The organism is Hydrogenophaga sp., assembly GCF_018780075.1.
Lineage (GTDB): Bacteria > Pseudomonadota > Gammaproteobacteria > Burkholderiales > Burkholderiaceae_C > Hydrogenophaga.
Genome location: NZ_JADMKB010000050.1, coordinates 1 through 21,229, shown reverse-complemented (window position 1 = coordinate 21,229; position 21,229 = coordinate 1). Strand labels below are relative to the sequence as shown.

The following is a 21,229-nucleotide window of genomic DNA, read 5'->3' as shown; positions in this document are numbered from 1 at the left end:
TTTTTCTGTGGACATGCCTTCCTCCGCCCTCCTGAACACCGCCGCCGAGGCGCCGTCCCCCGACTGGGGTTTCGTGGCCGGTGAGCTGATCCAGGCGCGCCAGACCGTGTTGCCCAAGCGCCTGGTGGGGCCGGGCCCGGACGCCGAGCAGACCCAGGCCATCCTGGCCGCCGCCGCCGCCGCGCCCGACCACATGCAGCTGCTGCCGTGGCGCTTCATCCTCGTGCCGGCCGGGCAGCGCGCCACGCTGGGCGAAGTGTTTGCCCAGGCCCTGTGGGAACGTGATCCGGGCGCCACGCCCGAGCAGCTGGCGCAGGCGCGCGAGAAAGCCTTCCGGGCGCCGCTGCTGCTGCTGGCGGTGGTGGACGGCGCGCGCGGCGACCCCGAGGTGGACCTGAACGAGCGCATCCTCTCGGCCGGCTGCGCGGTGCAGAACATGCTGCTCATGGCCACCGCGCTGGGCTTCGGCTCGGCGCTCACCAGCGGCAAGGCGCTGAAGTCGGACCCGCTGCGCGCCTGCTTCGGCCTCGGCGCGGCCGAACAGGCGCTGTGTTTCGTGAGCATCGGCACCGTGGCCTCGCGCAAGCCGGGCCGCCAGCGTCCGGGGGTGTCGGACTACCTGAGCGTGCTGGGTGGCGGGGGCGCCCCATGAGCGGCGCCAAGGTGCAGATCGGCCTGCCCGGCCACAGCGCGCCCGGCGTGGGTTTCGAAGCCCCGTTCGAGATGCTCGACGCCTGCCACGAGCGCGTCGAGCGCATGCTGCGCCTGCTCGGCAAGATCCGTGAGCACGTGCCCACGCATGGCGCCGACGAGCAGGCCCGGCAGGCCGCGCGCGACGTGATGCGCTATTTCGACCTGGCCGGCCCGCACCACCACGAAGACGAGGAGCGCCACGTCTTCCCGCCGCTGCTCGCGCAGCGCGACCCGGCCGTGGTGGCCGTGGTCATCCAGCTCAAGCAGGACCACCGCGCGATGGAGGCACAGTGGGCGCTGGTGCGTGCTGGGCTGTTGGGGCTGGTGGAGGCGGGCGAGGGCTGGCCCGGGTTTTCGGCGGACGACCAGCAGCGCTTCGACGCCTACGACGCGCTGTACCGGCGGCATCTGGTGGACGAGAACGGCGTGGTCTATCCGGCGGCGCGCTCGGTCATCCGGGGCGAGGCGCTGCAGGCGATGAGCGCGGAGATGATGGGGCGGCGGGGTGTGGTGGTCTGACTTGACGATCGGTTGGATTTGCATCTCATTCGACTTTGGGTTTCCTGCGATCTTCGATTTAAATCAACGAGTGGTTTCACATGCGTCGAAGACTATTCGCCCAGGTCTTGCTGTCCTGTCCATTCGCATCCGTCTCGAAAGAAGCGCCGAAAGCGGTGTTTTCCCCACTTTCGAACGGGATGCGCGCACAACTGACTCAGCAGCGAGCATTCGTGTCATCACTGCTGGCGAAGCGCTTTCCGGGAGAGAAGTTGTCGGGCACAAAGAGTGACTTGCAGCTTTTGCAGCAAGCACTTGATGCCAAATTGCTCCCGAAAACCGCTACATGGGAGCTTCAAGCTCTCGGAGTTGTATTCGGCGATGTACTGGTGTCAACCGTTCCAGGGTTGTCGTGGTGGCAAGTCGAAGATGAATACGGGACAGATCCGACAGTCCGCTATCGAGAAACAAGTGTTCAGATCAACGTGATGACTGCACTATCTAAGCGAGTCGAGGGCGGAGAAGCTGTCAACGTCGAGCAACTGGCCGCGAAGATCACGGAGTTCGTTCTCAAACAGGCAGACATGTATAGGTGAGGCCAACCCTCAGGGCAAACGTTGGTTCCTGCATCGGCGCCGATCCGGCCCGGTCCTTGCGTGTCCCCTTCCCGAAGGACCACGCCCATGACCGACATCGACTTTGCCCGTCTCACCGCCTACCAGCGCTACAAGCTCATGGCCAGCCTGATCGTGCCGCGGCCGATCGCGCTGGTGACCACGCTGGGTGCGAACGGGGTGGTGAACGCGGCGCCGTTTTCCATGTTCAACATGGTGGGCGAGGACCCGCCGCTGGTGATGCTGAGCATCAACCGGCTGCAGGACGGCCACCTCAAGGACACGGCGGCGAACATCCTGGCCTCGGGTGAGTTCGTCGTGCACATCGCTGACGAAGCGATGGCGCCGCAGATGCACGCCTGCGGCGCGTCGCTGCCGCCGGAGGTGAGCGAGCTGGAGGCCACCGGGCTGACGCCGGTGCCTTCCATCACGGTGAAGCCGCCGCGCATCGCCGAAGCACCGGTGGCGTTCGAGTGCGTGCTGCACGAAACCATGGAGACCGAGAGCCGCTACGTGTTCTTCGGCCGGGTGCAATGGCTCGCCGCGCGCGCCGGGCTGGTGGACACCCAGGCCTGGCGCGTGAACCTGCGCGGGTTCCACCCGGTGGGGCGTTTCGGCGCCAGCTTCTACACGCGTTGTGGCGACCGGTTCGAGATGGCCGAGGTCTCGTCAGCCTCGACGACCATCGACCAGCTCTGATGCCGCTTGTTCGGCGGCGCCCACCGTCAGCGCGACCTCGGCCACGCCGTCGACACGGCCGGTGATCTTGTCCCCACTGACCACCGCGCCCACGCCCTCGGGCGTGCCGGTGTAGATGATGTCGCCGGGTTGCAGGTGGTAGAACTGGGACAGGTCGGCGATGATTTCGCGGATGGCCCAGATCAGCTTGTCCACGTCGGAACTCTGTTTGGTTTCGCCGTTGACTTCCAGCGCGATGGCGCCGCTTTCGATCACCACGCCTTCCATCGGCACGATCTCGGAGCACACCGAACCTTCTTCGATGTCCTTGCCCAGGTCCCAGGGGCGGCCTTTGTCGCGGGCCACCAGCTGCAGGTCGCGGCGGGTCATGTCCAGTCCGGCGGCGTAGCCGTAGATCACCCGGTGCGCGTCTTCGGCTTTCACGCGGAAGCCGGCTTTGCCGATGGCGAGCACCAGCTCCATTTCAAAGTGGTAGTTGCTCGTGCCGGGCGGGTAGGCCACGGTCGCGCCGCTCTGAACAAGGGTCTGCGGCGACTTGGTGAAGTAGAACGGCCGCTCGGCGCTCTTGTCGACCGGCTTGCCCATCTCGACGGCGTGCGCGTGGTAGTTGCGGCCGACGCAGAAGATGCGGTTGATCGGAAAGCGTTCGGTCTGGCCACGGATGGGCAGGGAGGGGACGGCGGGTGGGGCGAAGAGGTACTGGGTCATCTGGGTGTCTATTGGGGCTTATCGGGTCTCGTAGACGCCGAGTTTTCTGTGGAGGGGAGATTCGTCGGCGATGAAGACAAAGGCTGACTGGTCGGCCGAGCGGTTGTGCAGCGTCACGGGCTCGTAGCCCGGCGCGCAGCAGGTGTCGGCTTCGACCAGGCCGAAGGCCTTGCCGCAGGTGGACACGTCCACACCGCCTTCGATCAGGTGGAACACCTGCGCCGGTGAGCGGGCGGGCAGGGTGAGCGTCTGGCCCGGTTTGAGCATGAGGGCGTAGAAGCCCAGGATGTTTTGTGCGTCGTCGCCGGTCTCCGGGTTCACGTAGGTCACCTGCACGCAGTCCAGGTCGGGCTGGTTGTCGGCCATGGCCAGCAGCGCGGCGCGCGTGTCCACCCAGGGGTAACGCAGCAGGGGGTAGCGCTTGTCGCTGCGGCCGAACACCTGCGTGGGCACCACACCGGCGCGGGTCCAGGCGCGGTCGCCGCTGCCTTGCTTCACGGTCTGGCGCGCGCCGTTGATGTGGTAGCTCGCCTCCATGTAGTAGACCAGCGGCAGGTCCAGCACGTCGAGCCACACCACCGGGTCGGTGCCGTCGTGGCCGTGTTCGTGCCACAGGCCGGTGGGGGTCAGGATCAGGTCGCCGCGGCTCATCGGGCACTGCTCGCCGTCCACCGTGGTCCAGGCACCAACGCCCTCGACCACCATGCGCACCGCGTTGGGCGTGTGGCGGTGGCTGGGCGCCCACTCGCCGGGCAGCAGCAGCTGCATGCCCAGGTAGATGGCCGGGCTGGCCTTCATGTTCTCCAGGCCGTGGCCGGGGTTGGCCAGCACCAGCACGCGGCGCTCGGCCTTCTCGATGGGTGTGAGCTCGCCGGCCTTGAGCAGCAGCGGCTTGAGCGTGGCGTAGGGCCAGTGCACGGCCTGTGTGGCGCGCGTGGGCGTGCCCGGCGGCAGCACCGCGCGCAGGCTGGGCCACAGCGGCACCAGGTTCAACTGCTTCAGGTCGTCGCGGTAGTCCTGCGGCAGGTCTTCGAGTCGTCCGAGTTCGTGGCTCATGGGGGTCTCCTGAAATGGTGTGTGCGTGAAGGGTCTTCCTCCGGGAACGCCGCGACGAGGGAGGCTCATTGACCCAACGTCCCGCGCGGCAGGTCGTTCACGTGCTGCGCGCGCACCACCGACTTGCCGCCACCGGACACCCGGACGGGCAGGGCCGACGAAGCAGGGTTCATGGGGCGTCTCGGTGAAAAGATGGTGTGCTGATTGTAAGTGTGCTTACTGTAAGTGTAGTGCTAACATGACTTTTGTCAACATCAGGGCAAACCCGCGCCCCTCCGTCATGAAGAAAAACAAGCACAGCCCCATCGACATCGACCTGCAGCCCGGCCACGCGATCCGCCGTTTGCACCAGATCTCCGTGGGCGTTTTCCTGCAGGAACTGGGCGATCTGGGCGTCACCCCCGTGCAATACGCCGCCTTGCAGGTGGTGGCCAACCAGCCGGGCATCGACCAGCGCACGCTGGCGCGCGCGATCGCGCTGGACGCGTCCACCACCGGAGGCGTGGTGGACCGGCTCGAAACCCGGGGCTGGCTGGAGCGCCGCATGTCGCCCGACGACCGCCGCACGCGCCTGCTGTTCCTGACCGCCGCCGGCGAACAGGGCCTGAACGACGCCGTGCCCGGCATGTTGCGCGCACAGGAACAGATCCTTGCGCCCCTGACCCTGCGCCAGCGCGAGGAGTTCATGCGGCTGTTGCTGATTCTCGTGACGCAGAACAACGAGCTGAGCCGCGCGCCCAGTGACAGCGCGGCGCGCACCGCAGCGCCTGCGGGCTGAGCGGCCGAACGGCCCGGCCTCAGACCGGTCGTTTGCCCGTGGGCAGCGCGTGGGCCTGCAGCTGTTCCAGCGTCACGTACCGCAGCACCTGGGCGTGGGTGGCTTCCAGGTGCACGGGCGGTGCCACGCCGGCCTCGAACGCTTCCTTCCAGCGCAGTGCGCACAGGCACCAGCGGTCGCCGGGCCGGAGGCCGGCAAAGCGGAGCTCGGGGCGCGGCGTGCTGAGGTCGTTGCCCCGTTTCAGCGAAAACGCGAGGAAATCGGCCGTCATCCGTGCACAGACCACGTGGCTGCCCTGGTCGTGTTCGTCGGTGTGGCAGCAGCCGTCGCGGAAGAAGCCGGTGAGCGGGTCGAAAGAGCAGGCCTGAAGTTCAGTGCCGAGAGCATTGAGGGCGGTCATGGGTGGGCGTGTGCCATCTGAGTGTGCGGTGTCGGAATCTTCGCACGGCGGCGACCGGCCCCCGGACCGGCAGGGTCATGGAGCGCAGTCTGAAACCCCGCTGTAACCTGTTTCACCGATAATTGAAACCAAATTACAAAACCGGCTCCCGCACTGTGGTGCGAGCGCCGGTTGTCCGTTCATCTGCACAGGAGACACCCATGCCCCAACGCGCCACCAAAATCGTCGCCACCCTTGGCCCTGCGTCCAGTACACCCGAGATGCTTGAAGCCATGATCCGGGCCGGCGTCAACGTCGTTCGGCTCAATTTTTCCCACGGCAAGGCGCAGGACCACATCGATCGTGCCAACACCGTGCGCGAAGCCGCACGCCGCGCGGGTCGCGAGGTCGGCATCATGGCCGACCTGCAGGGCCCCAAGATCCGCGTCGGCAAGTTCGCCGACGGCAAGGTCATGCTGGAGCCGGGCCAGCCCTTCGTGCTCGACGCCTCGCGCACCGAGCTGGGCGACCTCTCCGGCGTGGGCCTGGACTACAAGGAGCTGCCACGCGACGTGAAGGCCGGCGACACGCTGCTGCTCAACGACGGCCTGATCGTGATGACCGTGGACAAGGTGGTCGGTGACGCGGTGCACGCCACCGTCAAGCTCGGCGGCGAGCTGTCCAACAACAAGGGCATCAACAAGCAGGGCGGCGGCCTGACCGCGCCGGCCCTGACCGCCAAGGACATGGAGGACATCAAGACCGCCATGAGCCTGAAGGCCGACTACGTGGCCGTGAGCTTCCCCAAGAACGCCACCGACATGGAACTGGCCCGCCAGCTCTGCAACATGGCCGCGGCCCAGTACAACCACAAGCCGGGCCTGATCGCCAAGATCGAGCGCGCCGAGGCGATTCCCGAGCTGGCCAACATCCTCCGGGTGTCCGACGGCATCATGGTCGCGCGCGGTGACCTGGCGGTCGAGGTCGGCAACGCCACCGTGCCCGGCCTGCAGAAACACATGATCAAGCTGGCGCGCCAGATGGACAAGGTGGTCATCACCGCCACGCAGATGATGGAGTCCATGATCGTCAACCCGGTGCCCACGCGCGCCGAGGTGAGCGACGTGGCCAACGCGGTGCTCGACGGCACCGACGCCGTGATGCTGAGCGCCGAGACCGCCGCGGGCAAGTACCCGCTGGAGACGGTGGAGCAGATGGCCGCCATCTGCGAAGCGGCCGAAAAGACCGACCACGACCCGCTGGACGACGATTTCATCGACGAAACCTTCACCCGCATCGACCAGGCCATCGCCATGGGCGCGCTGTTCACCGCGCACCACCTCAAGGCCAAGGCCATCGTGGCGCTGACCGAGTCGGGCTCGACCGCGCTGTGGATGAGCCGGCACAACGTGCGCATGCCGATCTTCGCGGTCACGTCCAAGCTCGCCTCGCAGCGCAAGATGACGCTCTACCGCAACGTGCGCCCGATCCTGGTGGACACCAGCGCCGACCGCGACACCGCGCTGGCCGAAGCCGAGACCGACCTGAAAGAGCGTGGCGTGATCCACAGCGGCGACGTCTACGCGATCACCGTGGGCGAGCCCATGGGCACGCCCGGCGGCACCAACACGCTGAAGATCATCCGCGCGACCTGAATCCACGCGGGGCCTTCGCGCGTATCCGGTTCATGACCACCACGCCGGACACCCCGCGCCGCCACTGGCTCGCGACCCTGGGCCTGCTGCCGCTGCTGCAGGCCTGCTCGCCGCTGCGCGTGATCAATGCCCTGGTGCCGGCGGGCACGCACCGTTTCACCACCGACCAGGCCTACGGCCCCGATGCGCGCCAGCGGCTCGACGTGTACCAGCCCGATCCGCCCGTGGCGGACGCGCCCCTCGTGGTGTTTTTCTACGGCGGTTCCTGGAGCAGCGGCCGCCGGCAGGACTACCGTTTCGTGGGCGAAGCCCTGGCGTCGCGCGGCATTGTCACCCTCGTGGCCGACTACCGGCTGAGCCCGCAGGTGCGTTACCCGGTGTTCGTGCAGGACAGCGCGCTCGCCCTGCGCTGGGCGGTGGACCGGGCCGCGGGCCTGGGGGCGTCGCCGCAGCGCGTGTTCGCCGTGGGCCACAGCGCTGGCGCCTACAACGCCGCCATGCTGGCACTCGATCCGCGCTGGCTGGGTGCCGTGTCGCTGGCGCCCGAACGCCTGGCCGGCTGGGTGGGCCTGGCGGGCCCCTACGACTTCCTGCCCATCGGCGTGCCCGAGGTGCGGGTCGCGTTCGAGTGGCCGCAGACCCCGGCCGACTCCCAGCCGCTGTTCCACGCCCGGCGCATCGGTCCGGGCCGTTCGCCCCGCGCCCTGCTGCTCGTGGCGCGCAACGACACCCTGGTGGACCCCCGGCGCAACACGCAGGCGCTGGCCAGCGCCCTGGGCCAGCAGGGCGTGGCGGTCGAGCTGGAACTGCTGGAGGGCGTCAGCCACACCACCCTGATCGGCGCCATGGCGGCGCCGCTGCGCGGCCTCGCGCCCGTGCTCGACAGGGTGAGTGGGTTCATCACCCGTCCCCCGGCCTGAATGCTGAATGCCCGCACCGTGCCCGGTCGTCGCTTCACAGGGCGCCACGTCATGCCCGTGCAAGCGCACGGGCGCTAAAATCCGGGCGAGTTACAGACCGGTTACCAACTTGATTTAGGGGATTTTCATGGCTCTCGTTTCCATGCGCGAACTGCTCGACCACGCTGCGGCCAATGGCTACGGCATTCCGGCTTTCAACGTCAACAACCTCGAACAGGTGCAGGCCGTCATGGCCGCGGCCGACGAGGTCGGCGCTCCGGTCATCCTGCAGGCGAGCGCCGGCGCCCGCAAATACGCGGGTGAGGCCTTCATCAAACACCTGATCCAGGCCGCCGCCGAGATGTACCCGCACATCCCGCTGGTCATGCACCAGGACCACGGCACCAGCGTCAAGGTCTGCGAAGGCGCCATCGCCCTGGGCTTCGGCTCGGTCATGATGGACGGCTCGCTCAATGAAGACGGCAAGACGCCGTCGAGCTTCGACTACAACGTGGAAGTGACCCGCAAGGTCGTCGAGATGGCGCACAGGAGCGGCGTCACGGTGGAAGGCGAACTCGGCTGCCTGGGCAACCTGGAAACCGGTGACGCCGGCGAGGAAGACGGCATCGGCGCCGAAGGCAAGCTGGACCACAGCCAGATGCTGACCGACCCCGAAGAAGCCGCCACCTTCGTCAAGGCCACCCAGCTCGACGCGCTGGCGATTGCCATCGGCACCAGCCACGGCGCCTACAAGTTCAGCCGCCCGCCCACCGGCGACATCCTGGCGATCAGCCGCGTGAAAGAGATCCACGCCCGCATCCCCAATACCCACCTGGTGATGCACGGCAGCTCCAGCGTGCCGCAAGACCTGCTGGCCATCATCAACCAGTACGGCGGCCAGATGAAGCAGACCTACGGCGTGCCGGTGAAAGAGATCCAGGAAGCCATCAAGCACGGCGTGCGCAAGATCAACATCGACACCGACATCCGCATGGCCATGACCGGCGCGGTGCGCAAGTTCCTGGCCGAGAACCCCGAGAAGTTCGACGCCCGCGAGTGGCTCAAGCCCGCTCGCGAAGCCGCCAAGGCGATCTGCAAGCAGCGCTACATCGAGTTCGGTTGCGAAGGCCAGGGCGCCAAGATCAAGGGCGACACGCTCAGCGTGATGGCCGCGAAGTACGCCCAGGGCGAGCTGGCGCAGAAGGTGGTCTGAGGCCAGCCGGCAGAAACCTCTCAGTCAACAAAAAGGCCATCCCTGGATGGCCTTTTTTTCTGGGCGAGCACCGCTGCAATCAGAAGCTCAATTCCTTTTCGGTGTCCTGCAGCTTGCGGCGGGCCATGGCCAGGTTGGAGCGGGCCTTGTCCAGCACGGCGTAAACGAATACGCCTTCTTTCCGCGACGACGGACGGATCAGGTGGTACTGCTTGCCCAGGGTGATCAGGATGTCTTCAATGATGTCGTTCAGACCGAGCGCGCGCATGGTTTTGAGCTTGGCGCGGACGACTTCGGTGTTGCCGGCTGCGGCGACTTCGAGATCGACTCCAGAGCCGGTGGACCCGAGCATCATGCCGCTGGAGCTGTCCACCACCGCCACACAGAGTGCGCCGTCCAGGGTCATGATTTCATCGAGTGTTTGTTTGATCGTGGCCATTTCAATGTTGCTTTCTTTGAATGCGCGGGTTGAAAAATGGAAGACAACCGCCGCGCTGTACCCGGGTGCCTTCTTTGAATTTCACATGCCGTTGACCATTTCCACCAGGATGGGGTGATCGGCTTTCCATTGCTCCCAATCGACCGCACCCATTCGGGTCGAGACGGTGATCAGCAAGATGTCCGCGCCACACTCGCGCAGGGTGATCTGTCCCTTGCCGTGCATCAGGGTCGCGACCCGCAGCACCCCAAGCGCTTCAAAGCTGTGTTTGGTTCGCTGGTAAAGCCGCCAATAGTCGGTTGCCGCCGAGGCCACGTCTTCGATCGACTGAAGTTTCCCCGTCGCTTGCCAGACCATCCCAGTCACTGTGTCGACCAAGGCGATGCCCAGAATCCCCTCCCGGGCGGCCATCGTGTCCAGGGCCTCTCGCAGTCGCTGGGCTTTCATAGGGAGATCAGTTCCTTGACGAGTTGATTGGCGTGGTACATGGCCTGCGCCAGCAACGACTGCCCGTCTGCGACTAGGATCAGCACCAGGTCGTGGGACCCGTGCTGGAACTGCCTCACCACCGCCAGTCCCTGTTCCGTGTTCAGGATGACGCTCATGCAGCGCCCCAGTCCGGCCTCCTGCGTGGCGACCGAACCGATGCTGGCGATGGAGCTGGCCAGTGCAGAGATGCGCGCGGGATCGGAGGCATAGGCCAAGGCCGAGGTCACCGAAAAACCGTCGATCGTGGCCAGCACCACCGCATTGATGCCCAGGCTTGCCTCGACGAGCTCGCGAGATTTGCGATTGGCGATATTGAGGAAGAGAGCGGGGAAGAGTTCGGTTGGATCCATGGAGAGGGTGGGTTCAGACGCTGCCGAGATCGGCCTCGAGTTGGGCCAGGAGCACGTCGATCAGCAACACCACGTCTGATCGTTCACGCACGTCCACAGCCAGCACGGGAAACAGGTGGCCGGCGCGTTCCAGCGCATTGGAATAGTCTTGCAGGTCCGGCTGAGCGTGGGTTTCGGTGCGGCCGACCCCCACCACGCAAGGCAGGGTGGTCAGCTCCTGGGCGAACCCATTCAAATAGATGGCCAGGTCCGCCAGCGGGTCGGGCCGGGAGTTGTCCGTCAGGATGATCAGGCCGAGCGCGCCCTTGGACACCGCTTGCCAGACGAAGCGGAACCGCTGCTGGCCTGGCGTGCCGAACAGGCGTATGCGATCTCCGTTGTCGAGGGTCAATTGACCGTAGTCGAAACCGACCGTGGTCAAGGCTTTGTCGACGCTGCGGTCGTTGTTCACCACGTCCGTGACGATGGGAGGGGTCTCGCTGACCACCCCGATGGCCGTGGTCTTGCCGGCGCCCATGGTGCCGGTCAGGATGATTTTGTGCTCTTTCATCGTGTCACAGAATCCCAAAACGCTTGCGAATGCTGTGGATCAAGGACGCGCCAAAACCGGCTCGGGACGTGAGCCTGGCCGCGTCCGATGTGGGGTTGGGGTGCGCCGTCATGCCGTTCGCAACGGGTCGGTCGCTCATGGACACAAGCCCATGACGGGTCCACTCGATCAGAAATTCCTCGCAGCGCTCTGGCGGTATGCGCGAGAGGGTGGACGCCTCCTGAAGGGACATGGCGCGCCTCGACATCATGGTGGCCACGCGGACCCTGGCCACATCCTTGTTCAGCATGGACTGGGGGGGCCAGCGCATGAGTTTGTACTCTGTACCGTCGCCACGCAACGCCCAGCCAGGGGGCAATGGCGGCTTGGCGGGTGCGACGGTGGCCGCTCGCGCGGGGGTCAAGTGCTTGAGCTGGGGCAGGACAGAGATAACCTCAATCTGCGATGGCGGGGTTGTGCTTGCCGATGCGCCGCCTGGGTTGTGCAGCAGGTCAATTTCGATGGAGTTGAGCCAGTTCAGCAGCAGATCGGAGCGGATGGGGCGGGACATCACGCCATCGGACTGAACGCCATGGCGCTCCAGGCGCATGAGGCGGGTGTGGGTGCCCTTCAAATGCTGGATCTCGGTCTCGGGACATTGAACGTCCACCAGCAAGGCGTCAAACGGTTGCTCGACAGCAAGCGTCCAGATGAAAGAGCGATCAACCCCGTGCAACCGGAACAGTGTGGCCACCAGTGCGTTTTCGGCCGCACTCAATCCTGCAAGGCCAAGCCTGAGTAGTTCCATATCCTGACCTGCCATGTCAAAGGCAAGTTCCTGAAAATCAAAGCCAATTTATTTGTTGGTGTGCGAAAAAAAGGCGAGTTTGCACTTCACCGCCGTTTGCGAGACTGCCTGCAGAGAAGATGCCCCAACTCCGTGATATTTCCCTTTTGGCCCATGACCTTTGTTGTAGCGTGAACACTCGCTTTGTCCGTGGCGCCGCACCCCTGAAGCAGTGAACGCCTTTGGTTTGAGCGTGAGTCGGCACCGCTGTGCCCTGCCGAATGGCCCCCAATGCCTGCGTCAGAAAAAAAAGCGCACACAGGCTCCATCCCCAGCGAAAACTTGACGATCACGGGCTGAAAGCCGTTCAGGGCGGCACCCGGTCGCTCGCCCGCCCCACGGCCTTCTGTCCTCCACCTGGGCCCAGCGTTCATCTCTTCAGTGAGCCGGCCGTTGCCGTGGTCGTGACCGAGGTTGGTGTTGCCTGGGGTCGGCGTCCCGGCGCCGGTGACCACCTTGAAGAGAAAGGCGTTTGCTGCCTGTGAGCGCGGGGTGTGGAACCCGGGCGCTGAGTGATCGGTGACGAAGCACACGCGCTGGGGGTCAAACTCCCTTGTGCCCATCCGGCACGAAGCGGGTCGCAGCAGGTGGTACCGGCGGGTCACCGACCCGTTGTGCACCAAGGGCGCGGTGGCCCACCACGGCCAAGGCGCACAACGCCATTCGGATCGGGTTCAGGTGAAGCAACGCCACGTTTCTGGGCGGCCCGGTCCCGCGGAGGCGCTGGCCCAGGGTGTTGCTGACCTGCGATAATCGCCCGGAATGGTTCGGAGCCCGTTGACTGTTCGGTCACCGGGCTTTTTTCTTGGCTGTCACCTTTTCGCGCCGATCATGACTTCCGCCCTCCACACCTCCGCCCTCCACTCCCTGCCCCTGCTCGCGCGCGGCAAGGTGCGCGACAACTACGCCGTGGGCAACGACCGCATCCTGATGGTGGCCTCCGACCGCATCAGCGCCTTCGACGTGATCATGGGCGAGCCCATCCCCGGCAAGGGTGCCCTGCTGACCAAGCTTTCGCTGTTCTGGTTCGACCAGCTCGGTCCCAAAGGCCTGAACATCTGCCCGATCCACCTGACCGGCGACGCGCCCGAGAGCGTGGTCTCGGCCGACGAAGCGCCGCAGGTCACGGGCCGCTCCATGCTGGTCCAGCGCCTCAAACCCATCCCGGTCGAGGCCGTGGTGCGGGGTTACCTCGCCGGCAGCGGCTGGAAGGAATACCAGGAAAGCCGATCGGTCTGTGGCGTGCCACTGCCCGAGGGCCTGCTGAACGCCAGCAAGCTGCCCGAGCCGATCTACACGCCCGCCGCCAAGGCCGAGATGGGCGAGCACGACGAGAACATCACCTACGAACAGACGGTGGCGATGGTCGGCGCCGACGTCGCCGCGCAGATCCGCGACAAGGCGATCACGCTGTACAAGGCGGCGGCCGAGATCGCCCTCAGGAAGGGCATCATCATCGCGGACACCAAGTTCGAGTTCGGCCTGGACCGGAACGGCACCGTGGTGCTGATGGACGAGGTGCTGACGCCCGACTCGTCGCGCTACTGGCCGCTGGAGAGCTACGTGGTGGGGCAGAACCCGCCAAGCTACGACAAGCAGTTCCTGCGCGACTGGCTGGAGACCGCCAAGGTCAACGGCAAGCCCTGGGACAAGACGGCCCCCTCGCCGCGCCTGCCCAAGGAAGTGATCGAGAAGACGGCGGCGAAATACCAGGAAGCGCTGACGCGGCTGATGGGCTGAGCCGCTGTCCATCCCCATGAAAAAACCCGGGCTTGCCCGGGTTTTTTCATGGGCCCCCGCAGGGGCTTGGTGCCTCACCACTCGGCAAAACTGCCGTCCTTGTGCCGCCACACCGGGTTGCGCCAGCGGTGGCCCTCGGCCGCGCGTTCCTGCACATAGGCCTCGTTGACCTCGATGCCCAGGCCCGGGCCGCTCGGGATCGTGACCATGCCGTCTTCGTAGGCGAACACCTCGGGGTTGCTCACGTAGTCCAGCAGGTCGTTGGCCGCGTTGTAGTGGATGCCCAGGCTCTGCTCCTGGATGAAGGCGTTGTAGCAACCCGCGTCGATCTGCAGGTTGGCCGCCAGCGCGATCGGGCCGAGCGGGCAGTGCAGCGCCAGCGCCACGTCGTAGGCCTCGGCCATGGCCGCGATCTTGCGCGTCTCGGTGATGCCGCCCGCGTGCGACGGGTCGGGCTGGATGATGTCCACATACCCCTCGGACAGGATGCGCTTGAAGTCCCAGCGCGAGTACAGCCGCTCGCCCAGCGCGATCGGCATGGTCGCCACATGCGCCAGCTCCTTGAGCGCCTCGTGGTGTTCGCTCAGCACCGGCTCCTCCACGAACATCAATTTGTAGGGTTCAAGCTCGCGCACCAGCACCTTGGCCATGGGCTTGTGCACCCGGCCGTGGAAGTCCACGCCGATGCCGACGTTGGGCCCCACGGCCTCGCGCACCGCGGCCACGTTGGCCAGGCAGCGCTCGACCTTGTCGTGGGTGTCGATGAACTGCAACTCCTCGGTGCCGTTCATCTTGACGGCGGTGAAGCCGCGTTCCACGGCCGCCTTGGCGGCGGCGGCGGTGTCGCTGGGGCGGTCGCCGCCGATCCAGCTGTAGACCCGGATGCGCTCGCGCACGCTGCCGCCCAGCAGCTCGGACACCGGCACGCCCAGCGCCTTGCCCTTGATGTCCCACAGCGCCTGGTCGATGCCGGCCAGCGCGCTCATGTGGATGCCGCCGCCGCGGTAGAAGCCGGCGCGGTACATCACGGTCCAGTGGTCTTCGATGTGGCGCGGGTCCTTGCCGACCAGGTAGTCGGCGAGTTCCTCGACCATGGCGGCCACGGTGTGGGCGCGGCCTTCGAGCACGGGCTCACCCCAGCCGGTGATGCCCTCGTCGGTCTCGATCTTCAGGAAGCACCAGCGCGGTGGAACGATGTAGGTGGTGAGGCGGGTGATCTTCATGGTGGTGTGAACAGCAAAGGTGGGTGGCCTCAGGCCGCGGGGTGCGCCAGGCGCCAGGCCTGCATGAACGCGGCGGCGTGGGCCGCCACGTCGGCCGCCGTGTCGCCCGGGCGGTACAGCGCCGAGCCCAGGCCGAAGCCGGAGGCGCCCGCCGCCGCGTAGGCACCGAGGCTCTCGGGCGTGATGCCGCCCACCGGCACGATGGCGATGGGCGGCGTGAGCACGGCGCGCCAGGCCTTGAGGCCGACCGGGCCCAGGGCCTCGGCGGGGAACATCTTGAGCACGTCGGCGCCGGCGGCCAGCGCGGCAAAGGCCTCGGTGGGCGTGGCCACGCCGGGCGCGCAGGCCAGGCCGGCGGCCTTGGCCGCTCGGATCACCGCCGGGTCGCTGTGTGGCATGACCACCAGCTGGCCGCCGGCGGCGGCGATCTCGGCGCAGGACTCGGGCCGCAGCACGGTGCCCGCGCCGATCAGGCAGTCCACCGGCAGGGCGTCGCGCAGCGCGCGGATGCTGGCCAGCGGATCGGGCGAGTTCAGTGGCACCTCGATCAGGCGAAAGCCCGCGTCGTACAACGTGCGGCCGATGGCAACGGCTTCTTCAGGCCGCAGGCCGCGCAGGATGGCGATGAGACCGCACTGCTGCAAGGCCTGGTGAAAGTGGAGAGGGATGTTCATGTCGGTGTTCCAGGGCGGCGGCGCGCGATGGGTGAAAAGAAGACGAGCGATCTCATGCCGGTGCTCCATTCCAGGGGCACCGCCGGGCTGGCTTTGCCAGACGGCTGGTGCCGCCCCTTGGGGGGTGACGCGAAGCGGCGCGGGGGGTCATGCCAATCCAGCGGCCTGGGCGATGCGCCACAGGCCCAGGGGTGTCACGCCCGAGCGGATCTCGGGTGTCGCCAGGCCCTGCGCTTCCAGCGCGGTCGCGTAGCGCATGCACAGCACCGGCTCGCCGCACAGCACCACCTCGGCACCGTCCTGCAGGGTGGGCGTCAGCGCCGCCACCTCGTGCCCGATCAGCAGCCCGGACAGGTAGTCGGACTGGGCGCCGCCGGAGAGCTGGCGGGTGAGGCCCAGGGTGCGCACGCTGAACACCGTCGATAGCACGCCCAGCGCGCCCAGCCTGGAGCCCGCCACGCGCAGGCCGCGCGCGAAGGCGGGCTCGTCGTGTTCTCCGCCGAGCACCATGGTGCGGCCCAGGATGGTGTGCTGGGTGAGCGCGGCGTACACCTCGCCGGTCATGAAGGTTTCGAAGCGGGTGACGGCGCCGTGTTCGACCCAGGCCCACTTGGTGTGCGTGCCCGGCAGGCCGATCAGCAGCCGCTCCGGCGTGCGGCCCTCGTCCGCCCGGCTTTGCAGCACGCCCATGATCTGGGTCTCTTCCCCGCGCATCACATTGGGCAGCTCGCTGGCCTGCAGCAGGCCGGGCACCACATGCAGGGGCTGGCCCCCGGGGCGTTCGATCCGGGTCACCGCGCCCGCCAGATCACCCTCGCGGCTGGGCAGCGGCCGGTAGGGCGCCTCGCGCCAGCCCTGCGCGCTGCCGACCATGCCGCAGGCGATCAGCGGGGCCTGCGGGTGGCCGGCCAGCCAGTCGCCGCACAGCAACTGCAGCGCCTGCTCGAAGGCGTCGGCCGGCGAGTGAATGTCGGGGCCGGCGGGCAGGTGCATCACACCGTGTTCGCTGCGCCGCGTGGCCAGCACCGCGCCGTCCGTGCCCATGGCGTAGGCGCGCAGCGAACTGGTGCCCCAGTCCAGCGCGAACAGCGCCGGTGTTTCGAGCAGTTCGGAGGGGTTCATGTCACTTTCTCAAAGGACCAGCCGGAGCGCAGTGACTCCGTCCAGGGCACCCGTGGAACCGGCTTCGCCGGACCACCAGGTGCGTCCCCCTTGGGGGACGACGCGAAGCGGCGCAGGGGGGACATCTCACCCTCCCCAACGCAGGACCAGCGGGTCGAGTCGGCGTGCGATGTCGATCAGGCCGCGGCGCACCTCGGGGTGCATGGGCGGGAAGGGGTGGCGGCCGGCCTCGCAGGCGATCACGCCGCCTTCCTTCATCAGCGCCTTGGCGGTCAGGATGCCGCCCTGCCGGTTCTCGTGGTTGATCAGCGGCAGCCAGCGCTGGTAGAGCTCGAAGGCGCGGTTGACGTGGCCGTTGCGGTGCGCTTCGATGATGGGGCGGATGCCGTCGGGGAAACCGCCGCCGGTCATGGCGCCGGTGGCGCCGGCGTCGAGGTCGGCCAGCAGGGTGATGGCCTCTTCGCCGTCCCACGGGCCTTCGATGGCGTCGCCGCCCAGGCGGATCAGCTCGCGCAGCTTGCTCGCGGCGCCGGGCGTCTCGATCTTGAAATAGCTCAGCTGCTCGATCTCCTGCGCCATGCGCGCGAGGAACGGGGCCGAGAGCACGGTGCCGCTGGCCGGCGCGTCCTGCACCATGATCGGAATGCCGATGGCGTCGGACACGCGGGCGTAGAACTCATGGATCAGCGGCTCGGGCACACGGAAGGTGGCGCCGTGGTACGGCGGCATCACCATCACCATGGCCGCGCCCATGTCTTGCGCGCGCTTGCTGCGCGCCGCGCAGACCGCGGTGCCGTAGTGCGTGGTGGTCACGATCACCGGCACGCGCCCGGCCACGTGCTCCAGCGACACGCGGGTCAGCGTCTCGCGCTCCTCGTCGGACAGCGAAAACTGCTCGGAGAAATTGGCCAGGATGCACAGCCCGTCGGAGCCGGCGTCGATCATGAAATCGAGGCAGCGCTTCTGGCTCTCCAGGTCGAGCGTGCCGTCCTCGTGGAAGGTGGTGGGCACGACGGGGAAGATGCCGCTGTAGCGCGGCGAACTAGCGGAAGAAGTCATGGTGAGATGGGCGGTCAGGAATGGAGGACAAAAAAGCGCTTCGCATGCCCAGGTCTATCCAAGGCTCCCGTGGAACCGGCTTTGCCGGGCCACAGGGAGCGTCCCCCTCCGGGGGAAGACGCGAAGCGGCGCAGGGGGCATCTCAATGGGAGTGGCGTGGGACTGCGGAGCCGCGGCAGCCGACGAGGAAATCGAAGTCGCAGCCTTCATCGGCCTGCAGCACGTGGTCCACATACAGGCGCTGGTAGCCGCCGCGCCCGCCTTGATCGCTGGAGGACAGCGCGGCCAGGCGCTCGGCCAGTTCGGCGTCGCTGATGTCCAGGTGCAGGCGGCCCTGTGCGCAGTCGAGTTCGATGAAGTCACCGTCGCGCACGGCGGCCAGTGGCCCGCCGGCGGCGGCCTCGGGCGCCACGTGCAGCACCACGGTGCCGTAGGCCGTGCCGCTCATGCGCGCGTCCGAGATGCGCACCATGTCCTTCACGCCCTGGCGCAGCAGCTTGGGCGGCAGGCCCATGTTGCCCACCTCGGCCATGCCGGGGTAGCCCTTGGGGCCGCAGTTCTTGAGCACCATCACGCAGCTGGCGTCGATGTCCAGGTTCTCATCGACGATGCGTTCCTTGTAGTGCTCCAGGTTCTCGAACACCACGGCGCGGCCCCGGTGCTTGAGCAGCTCGGGCGAGGCGGCCGAGGGCTTGAGCACCGCGCCGCGCGGCGCCAAGTTGCCGCGCAGGATGCAGATGCCGCCGTCGGCGATCAGCGGGTTGTCCAGCGGGCGGATCACCTCGTCGTTGTACTGCGGCGCCTCGCGCACGTTGTCCCACAGGCTCTTGCCGTTGACGGTGAGCGCGCCGGGGTGTGGCAGCAAGTTGTTTTCGCCCAGGCGGCGCAGCACGGCGGGCAGGCCGCCAGCGTAATAGAACTCTTCCATCAGGAAGCGGCCCGAGGGTTGCAGGTCCACCAGGGTGGGCGTGCCCTGGCCGATGCGCGTCCAGTCCTCCAGGTCGAGCGGCACGCCGATGCGGCCCGCGATGGCCTTGAGGTGGATCACCGCGTTGGTCGAACCGCCGATGGCGGCGTTGGTGCGGATGGCGTTTTCAAACGCCTCGCGCGTGAGGATCTTGGACAGCGTGAGCCCTTCCTTCGCCATTTCGACGATGCGCTGGCCCGACATGTGCGCGAGCACGTAGCGGCGCGCGTCCACGGCCGGGATGGCGGCGTTGTGCGGCAGCGAGGTGCCCAGCGCCTCGGCCATGCAGGCCATCGTGCTGGCAGTGCCCATGGTGTTGCAGGTGCCGGCCGAGCGCGACATGCCGCTTTCAGCCGCGAAGAACTGGTGTTCGTTGATCTCGCCCGCCTTGAGCGATTCGTGCAGTTGCCACACGGCCGTGCCCGAGCCGATGTTCTTGCCTTCGAGCTTGCCGTTGAGCATGGGGCCGCCGGTGACCACGATGGCCGGCACGTCGCAGCTGGCCGCGCCCATCAGCAGCGCGGGCGTGGTCTTGTCGCAGCCGACCAGCAGCACCACCGCGTCGATGGGGTTGCCGCGGATCGCTTCTTCCACGTCCATGCTGGCGAGGTTGCGCGTGAGCATGGCGGTGGGACGCAGGTTGGACTCGCCGTTGGAGAACACCGGGAACTCGACCGGAAAGCCGCCAGCCTCGTAGATGCCGCGCTTGACGTGTTCGGCGATCTTGCGGAAGTGCGCGTTGCAGGGCGTGAGCTCGCTCCAGGTGTTGCAGATGCCGATGATGGGGCGGCCGTCGAACTCATGGTCCGGGATGCCCTGGTTCTTCATCCAGCTGCGGTACATGAAGCCGTTCTTGTCGGCGGTGCCGAACCATTCGGTGGAGCGGAGTTTGCGCTTGGGGGTGGTCATGGTGGGTGGGCTCAGAGGGGAGTCAGGAGGGCCGCGACGTGCGGTGCGTCAGCAGGCGTTGCAACAGGCAGAACACGAACAGCAGCACGCCGACGACGATGCGGGTCCACCAGGAACTCAGCGTGCCGTCAAAGGCGATCAGGGTCTGGATGATCCCGAGCATCAGCACGCCGAACAGCGTGCCGGCGACATAGCCCACGCCGCCGGTGAGCAGGGTGCCGCCGATCACCACGGCGGCGATCGCGTCCAGCTCCATGCCGGTGGCGTGCAGGCCGTAGCCCGAGAGCATGTAGAAGGTGAAGACCACGCCCGCCAGCGCCGAGCAGAAGCCCGAGAGCGTGTACACGCCCACCAGCGTGCGGCGCACGGGCAGGCCCATCAGCACGGCCGAGTGTTCGTTGCCGCCCACGGCGTAGACCGCGCGGCCAAACGGCGTGTGGTGCGCGATGAAGATCGCGGCCAGCAGCACCGCGATGGCGATCACCGCGCCCAGCGAGAGCGAGGCGTCTTCCCACAGCGGCAGGCGCCACTGCGACAGCTCGGAAAACGATTCGTTGGTGATGCTGATCGAGTCGATGCTGATGAGGTAACACAGGCCGCGCGCGAGGAACATGCCCGCCAGCGTGACGATGAAGGGCTGCAGCCGGTAGCGCTGGATCAGGAAACCCATGAAGGCGCCGAAGGCCGTGCCCATGAGCAGCACCAGCGGGATCGCCACCGCCGGGCTCCAGCCCCGGTGCTCCACCAGCGCGGCCAGCACCATGGTGGTCAGCGCCACCACCGAGCCCACCGAGAGGTCGATGCCGCCCGAGAGGATCACGAAGGTCATGCCCACCGCGACGATGATCAGGAAGGCGTTGTCGATCAGCAGGTTGAGGAACACCTGGGCCGAGAAGAAACCGTTGTAGAGCACCGAGCCCAGCGTGGCCATGGCCACGAACAGCGAGAGCGTGGCGATCAGCGGCAGGAACTTCGGGTTCAGGCGCGAGCGCGTGGCCACGGTCGGCGGCAGGGGCGCCGCGGCGGTGTTGAGCGAAGCCGTGTTCAAGACGACGCTCCCTGCACACCGGGCCGGCGCACCAGCACACCCACCTCGGCCCGGAACTCGGGCGACTGCAGCAGCATCACAACGAACACCACCACGGCCTTGACCACCAGGTTGATCTCGGGCGGCACGCCCAGCGAGTAGATGGCGTAGGTCAGGGTCTGGATGATGAGTGCGCCGATCACGCTGCCCACCAGGCTGAAGCGCCCGCCGGTCAGCGCCGTGCCGCCCAGGGTCACGGCCAGGATGGCGTCGAGCTCCAGCAGCTGGCCGGCGTTGTTGCCATCGGCGCTTTTCACGTTGGAGCTGATCAGCAGGCCGGCGATGCCCGCGCACACGCCGCAGAAGGCGTAGGCCGCCACGATCAGGCGGCGCGCCTGCACGCCGGCCACGCGCGCGGCGGTGGGGTTGATGCCCACGGCCTGCACGAACAGGCCCAGCGCCGTGCGCGTGACGGCCAGGTACAGCGCGGCGAACACGGCCACCACGATGAACACCGAGAACGGCAGGCCGAGCAGGTAGCCCCCGCCGAGGAAGAAGAAGGGCTTGTAGTAGATGGTGATGATCTGCCCGTCGGTGATGAGCTGGGCGATGCCCCGGCCCGCCACCATCAGGATCAGCGTGGCGATGATGGGCTGCATGCC

The 21,229-nt window shown here is 67.1% G+C and carries 24 protein-coding genes; 9 read left to right on the top strand and 15 right to left on the bottom strand.

Translation table 11 applies throughout. From position 1 onward, the window contains the following. Nucleotides 1-13 precede the first annotated feature (13 nt). The 4 genes from IV088_RS11005 to IV088_RS10990 all read left to right on the top strand — a co-directional run bounded on the left by IV088_RS11005 (nucleotide 14) and on the right by IV088_RS10990 (nucleotide 2,504). On the top strand, nucleotides 14-652 hold the full coding sequence (locus tag IV088_RS11005) for a nitroreductase (protein ID WP_291101782.1): 639 nt from the start codon (nucleotides 14-16) through the stop codon (nucleotides 650-652). Next, complete coding sequence (locus tag IV088_RS11000; RefSeq protein WP_291101780.1) at nucleotides 649-1,212, top strand: hemerythrin domain-containing protein; 564 nt, start codon at nucleotides 649-651, stop codon at nucleotides 1,210-1,212. Before IV088_RS11005 ends, IV088_RS11000 begins: the two co-directional genes overlap by 4 nt. A 212-nt stretch (nucleotides 1,213-1,424) precedes the next feature. Next, nucleotides 1,425-1,787 (top strand): DUF3806 domain-containing protein, encoded by a 363-nt coding sequence (locus IV088_RS10995; protein ID WP_291101778.1) that lies wholly within the window; start codon nucleotides 1,425-1,427, stop codon nucleotides 1,785-1,787. 87 nt (nucleotides 1,788-1,874) lie between these two features. Then, a complete protein-coding gene (locus IV088_RS10990; RefSeq protein WP_291101776.1) occupies nucleotides 1,875-2,504 on the top strand; it encodes a flavin reductase family protein in 630 nt (209 codons plus the stop codon). Here the strand turns inward: IV088_RS10990 and IV088_RS10985 are convergent. Beyond that, the gene (locus IV088_RS10985; RefSeq protein ID WP_291101774.1) at nucleotides 2,475-3,212 is read right to left on the bottom strand and encodes a fumarylacetoacetate hydrolase family protein; all 738 of its coding nucleotides are present in this window, start codon (nucleotides 3,210-3,212) and stop codon (nucleotides 2,475-2,477) included. The genes IV088_RS10990 and IV088_RS10985 overlap by 30 nt on opposite strands. A gap of 18 nt (nucleotides 3,213-3,230) precedes the next feature. Then, entirely contained in the window at nucleotides 3,231-4,268 is a 1,038-nt protein-coding gene (locus IV088_RS10980) for a cupin domain-containing protein (RefSeq protein WP_291101772.1), read from the bottom strand. A gap of 280 nt (nucleotides 4,269-4,548) precedes the next feature. Between IV088_RS10980 and IV088_RS10975 the strand changes: the two genes are divergently transcribed. Continuing rightward, nucleotides 4,549-5,046 carry a MarR family winged helix-turn-helix transcriptional regulator gene (locus IV088_RS10975; protein ID WP_291101770.1) on the top strand — a complete coding sequence of 166 codons (498 nt, stop codon included), beginning with the start codon at nucleotides 4,549-4,551 and terminating at the stop codon, nucleotides 5,044-5,046. A 19-nt stretch (nucleotides 5,047-5,065) separates the two neighbouring features. Here IV088_RS10975 and IV088_RS10970 read toward each other — a convergent pair whose 3' ends face one another. Beyond that, nucleotides 5,066-5,446: a DUF2237 domain-containing protein gene (locus IV088_RS10970; RefSeq protein WP_291101768.1), complete on the bottom strand. Its 381-nt coding sequence runs from the start codon at nucleotides 5,444-5,446 to the stop codon at nucleotides 5,066-5,068. 200 nt (nucleotides 5,447-5,646) lie between these two features. On the opposite strand from IV088_RS10970, the gene pyk reads away from it, so the two are divergent. The 3 genes from pyk to fba all read left to right on the top strand — a co-directional run bounded on the left by pyk (nucleotide 5,647) and on the right by fba (nucleotide 9,192). Beyond that, complete coding sequence (gene pyk, locus IV088_RS10965) at nucleotides 5,647-7,080, top strand: pyruvate kinase (protein WP_291101766.1); 1,434 nt, start codon at nucleotides 5,647-5,649, stop codon at nucleotides 7,078-7,080. A 32-nt stretch (nucleotides 7,081-7,112) separates the two neighbouring features. Then, nucleotides 7,113-8,000 carry an alpha/beta hydrolase gene (locus tag IV088_RS10960; protein ID WP_291101763.1) on the top strand — a complete coding sequence of 296 codons (888 nt, stop codon included), beginning with the start codon at nucleotides 7,113-7,115 and terminating at the stop codon, nucleotides 7,998-8,000. Between the two features lie 127 nt (nucleotides 8,001-8,127). After that, nucleotides 8,128-9,192, top strand: a complete 1,065-nt coding sequence (gene fba / locus IV088_RS10955) for a class II fructose-bisphosphate aldolase (RefSeq protein ID WP_291101761.1) — start codon at nucleotides 8,128-8,130, stop codon at nucleotides 9,190-9,192. 79 nt (nucleotides 9,193-9,271) lie between these two features. Here fba and IV088_RS10950 read toward each other — a convergent pair whose 3' ends face one another. The 5 genes from IV088_RS10950 to IV088_RS10930 form a co-directional block, all read right to left on the bottom strand. After that, complete coding sequence (locus tag IV088_RS10950; RefSeq protein WP_291101759.1) at nucleotides 9,272-9,631, bottom strand: hypothetical protein; 360 nt, start codon at nucleotides 9,629-9,631, stop codon at nucleotides 9,272-9,274. 81 nt (nucleotides 9,632-9,712) lie between these two features. Continuing rightward, entirely contained in the window at nucleotides 9,713-10,078 is a 366-nt protein-coding gene (locus tag IV088_RS10945; RefSeq protein ID WP_291101757.1) for a hypothetical protein, read from the bottom strand. Beyond that, nucleotides 10,075-10,470 carry a roadblock/LC7 domain-containing protein gene (locus IV088_RS10940; protein ID WP_291101755.1) on the bottom strand — a complete coding sequence of 132 codons (396 nt, stop codon included), beginning with the start codon at nucleotides 10,468-10,470 and terminating at the stop codon, nucleotides 10,075-10,077. The genes IV088_RS10945 and IV088_RS10940 overlap by 4 nt, the downstream gene beginning before the upstream one ends. A gap of 13 nt (nucleotides 10,471-10,483) precedes the next feature. Beyond that, nucleotides 10,484-11,020, bottom strand: coding sequence for a GTP-binding protein (locus tag IV088_RS10935; protein ID WP_291101753.1), 537 nt, complete (start codon nucleotides 11,018-11,020; stop codon nucleotides 10,484-10,486). A gap of 4 nt (nucleotides 11,021-11,024) precedes the next feature. Next, nucleotides 11,025-11,822, bottom strand: a complete 798-nt coding sequence (locus IV088_RS10930; protein WP_291101751.1) for a hypothetical protein — start codon at nucleotides 11,820-11,822, stop codon at nucleotides 11,025-11,027. A gap of 855 nt (nucleotides 11,823-12,677) precedes the next feature. Here IV088_RS10930 and IV088_RS10925 point away from each other — a divergent pair. Next, complete coding sequence (locus IV088_RS10925) at nucleotides 12,678-13,586, top strand: phosphoribosylaminoimidazolesuccinocarboxamide synthase (protein ID WP_291101749.1); 909 nt, start codon at nucleotides 12,678-12,680, stop codon at nucleotides 13,584-13,586. Between the two features lie 74 nt (nucleotides 13,587-13,660). Here IV088_RS10925 and dgoD read toward each other — a convergent pair whose 3' ends face one another. The 7 genes from dgoD to IV088_RS10890 all read right to left on the bottom strand — a co-directional run. Next, nucleotides 13,661-14,809: a galactonate dehydratase gene (gene dgoD / locus IV088_RS10920; protein WP_291101747.1), complete on the bottom strand. Its 1,149-nt coding sequence runs from the start codon at nucleotides 14,807-14,809 to the stop codon at nucleotides 13,661-13,663. Between the two features lie 29 nt (nucleotides 14,810-14,838). Next, nucleotides 14,839-15,483 (bottom strand): 2-dehydro-3-deoxy-6-phosphogalactonate aldolase, encoded by a 645-nt coding sequence (locus IV088_RS10915; protein WP_291101746.1) that lies wholly within the window; start codon nucleotides 15,481-15,483, stop codon nucleotides 14,839-14,841. A gap of 147 nt (nucleotides 15,484-15,630) precedes the next feature. Continuing rightward, nucleotides 15,631-16,605: a 2-dehydro-3-deoxygalactonokinase gene (locus tag IV088_RS10910; protein WP_291101745.1), complete on the bottom strand. Its 975-nt coding sequence runs from the start codon at nucleotides 16,603-16,605 to the stop codon at nucleotides 15,631-15,633. 126 nt (nucleotides 16,606-16,731) lie between these two features. Beyond that, a complete protein-coding gene (locus IV088_RS10905; RefSeq protein WP_291101744.1) occupies nucleotides 16,732-17,664 on the bottom strand; it encodes a dihydrodipicolinate synthase family protein in 933 nt (310 codons plus the stop codon). A gap of 142 nt (nucleotides 17,665-17,806) precedes the next feature. After that, complete coding sequence (locus IV088_RS10900) at nucleotides 17,807-19,540, bottom strand: IlvD/Edd family dehydratase (RefSeq protein ID WP_291101742.1); 1,734 nt, start codon at nucleotides 19,538-19,540, stop codon at nucleotides 17,807-17,809. Nucleotides 19,541-19,562: 22 nt separating this feature from the next. Further along, nucleotides 19,563-20,552, bottom strand: a complete 990-nt coding sequence (gene yjfF, locus IV088_RS10895; RefSeq protein ID WP_291101798.1) for a galactofuranose ABC transporter, permease protein YjfF — start codon at nucleotides 20,550-20,552, stop codon at nucleotides 19,563-19,565. A gap of 32 nt (nucleotides 20,553-20,584) precedes the next feature. After that, nucleotides 20,585-21,229, bottom strand: a 645-nt coding sequence (locus IV088_RS10890) for an ABC transporter permease (protein WP_291101740.1), incomplete at its 5' end; no start/stop codon positions are given.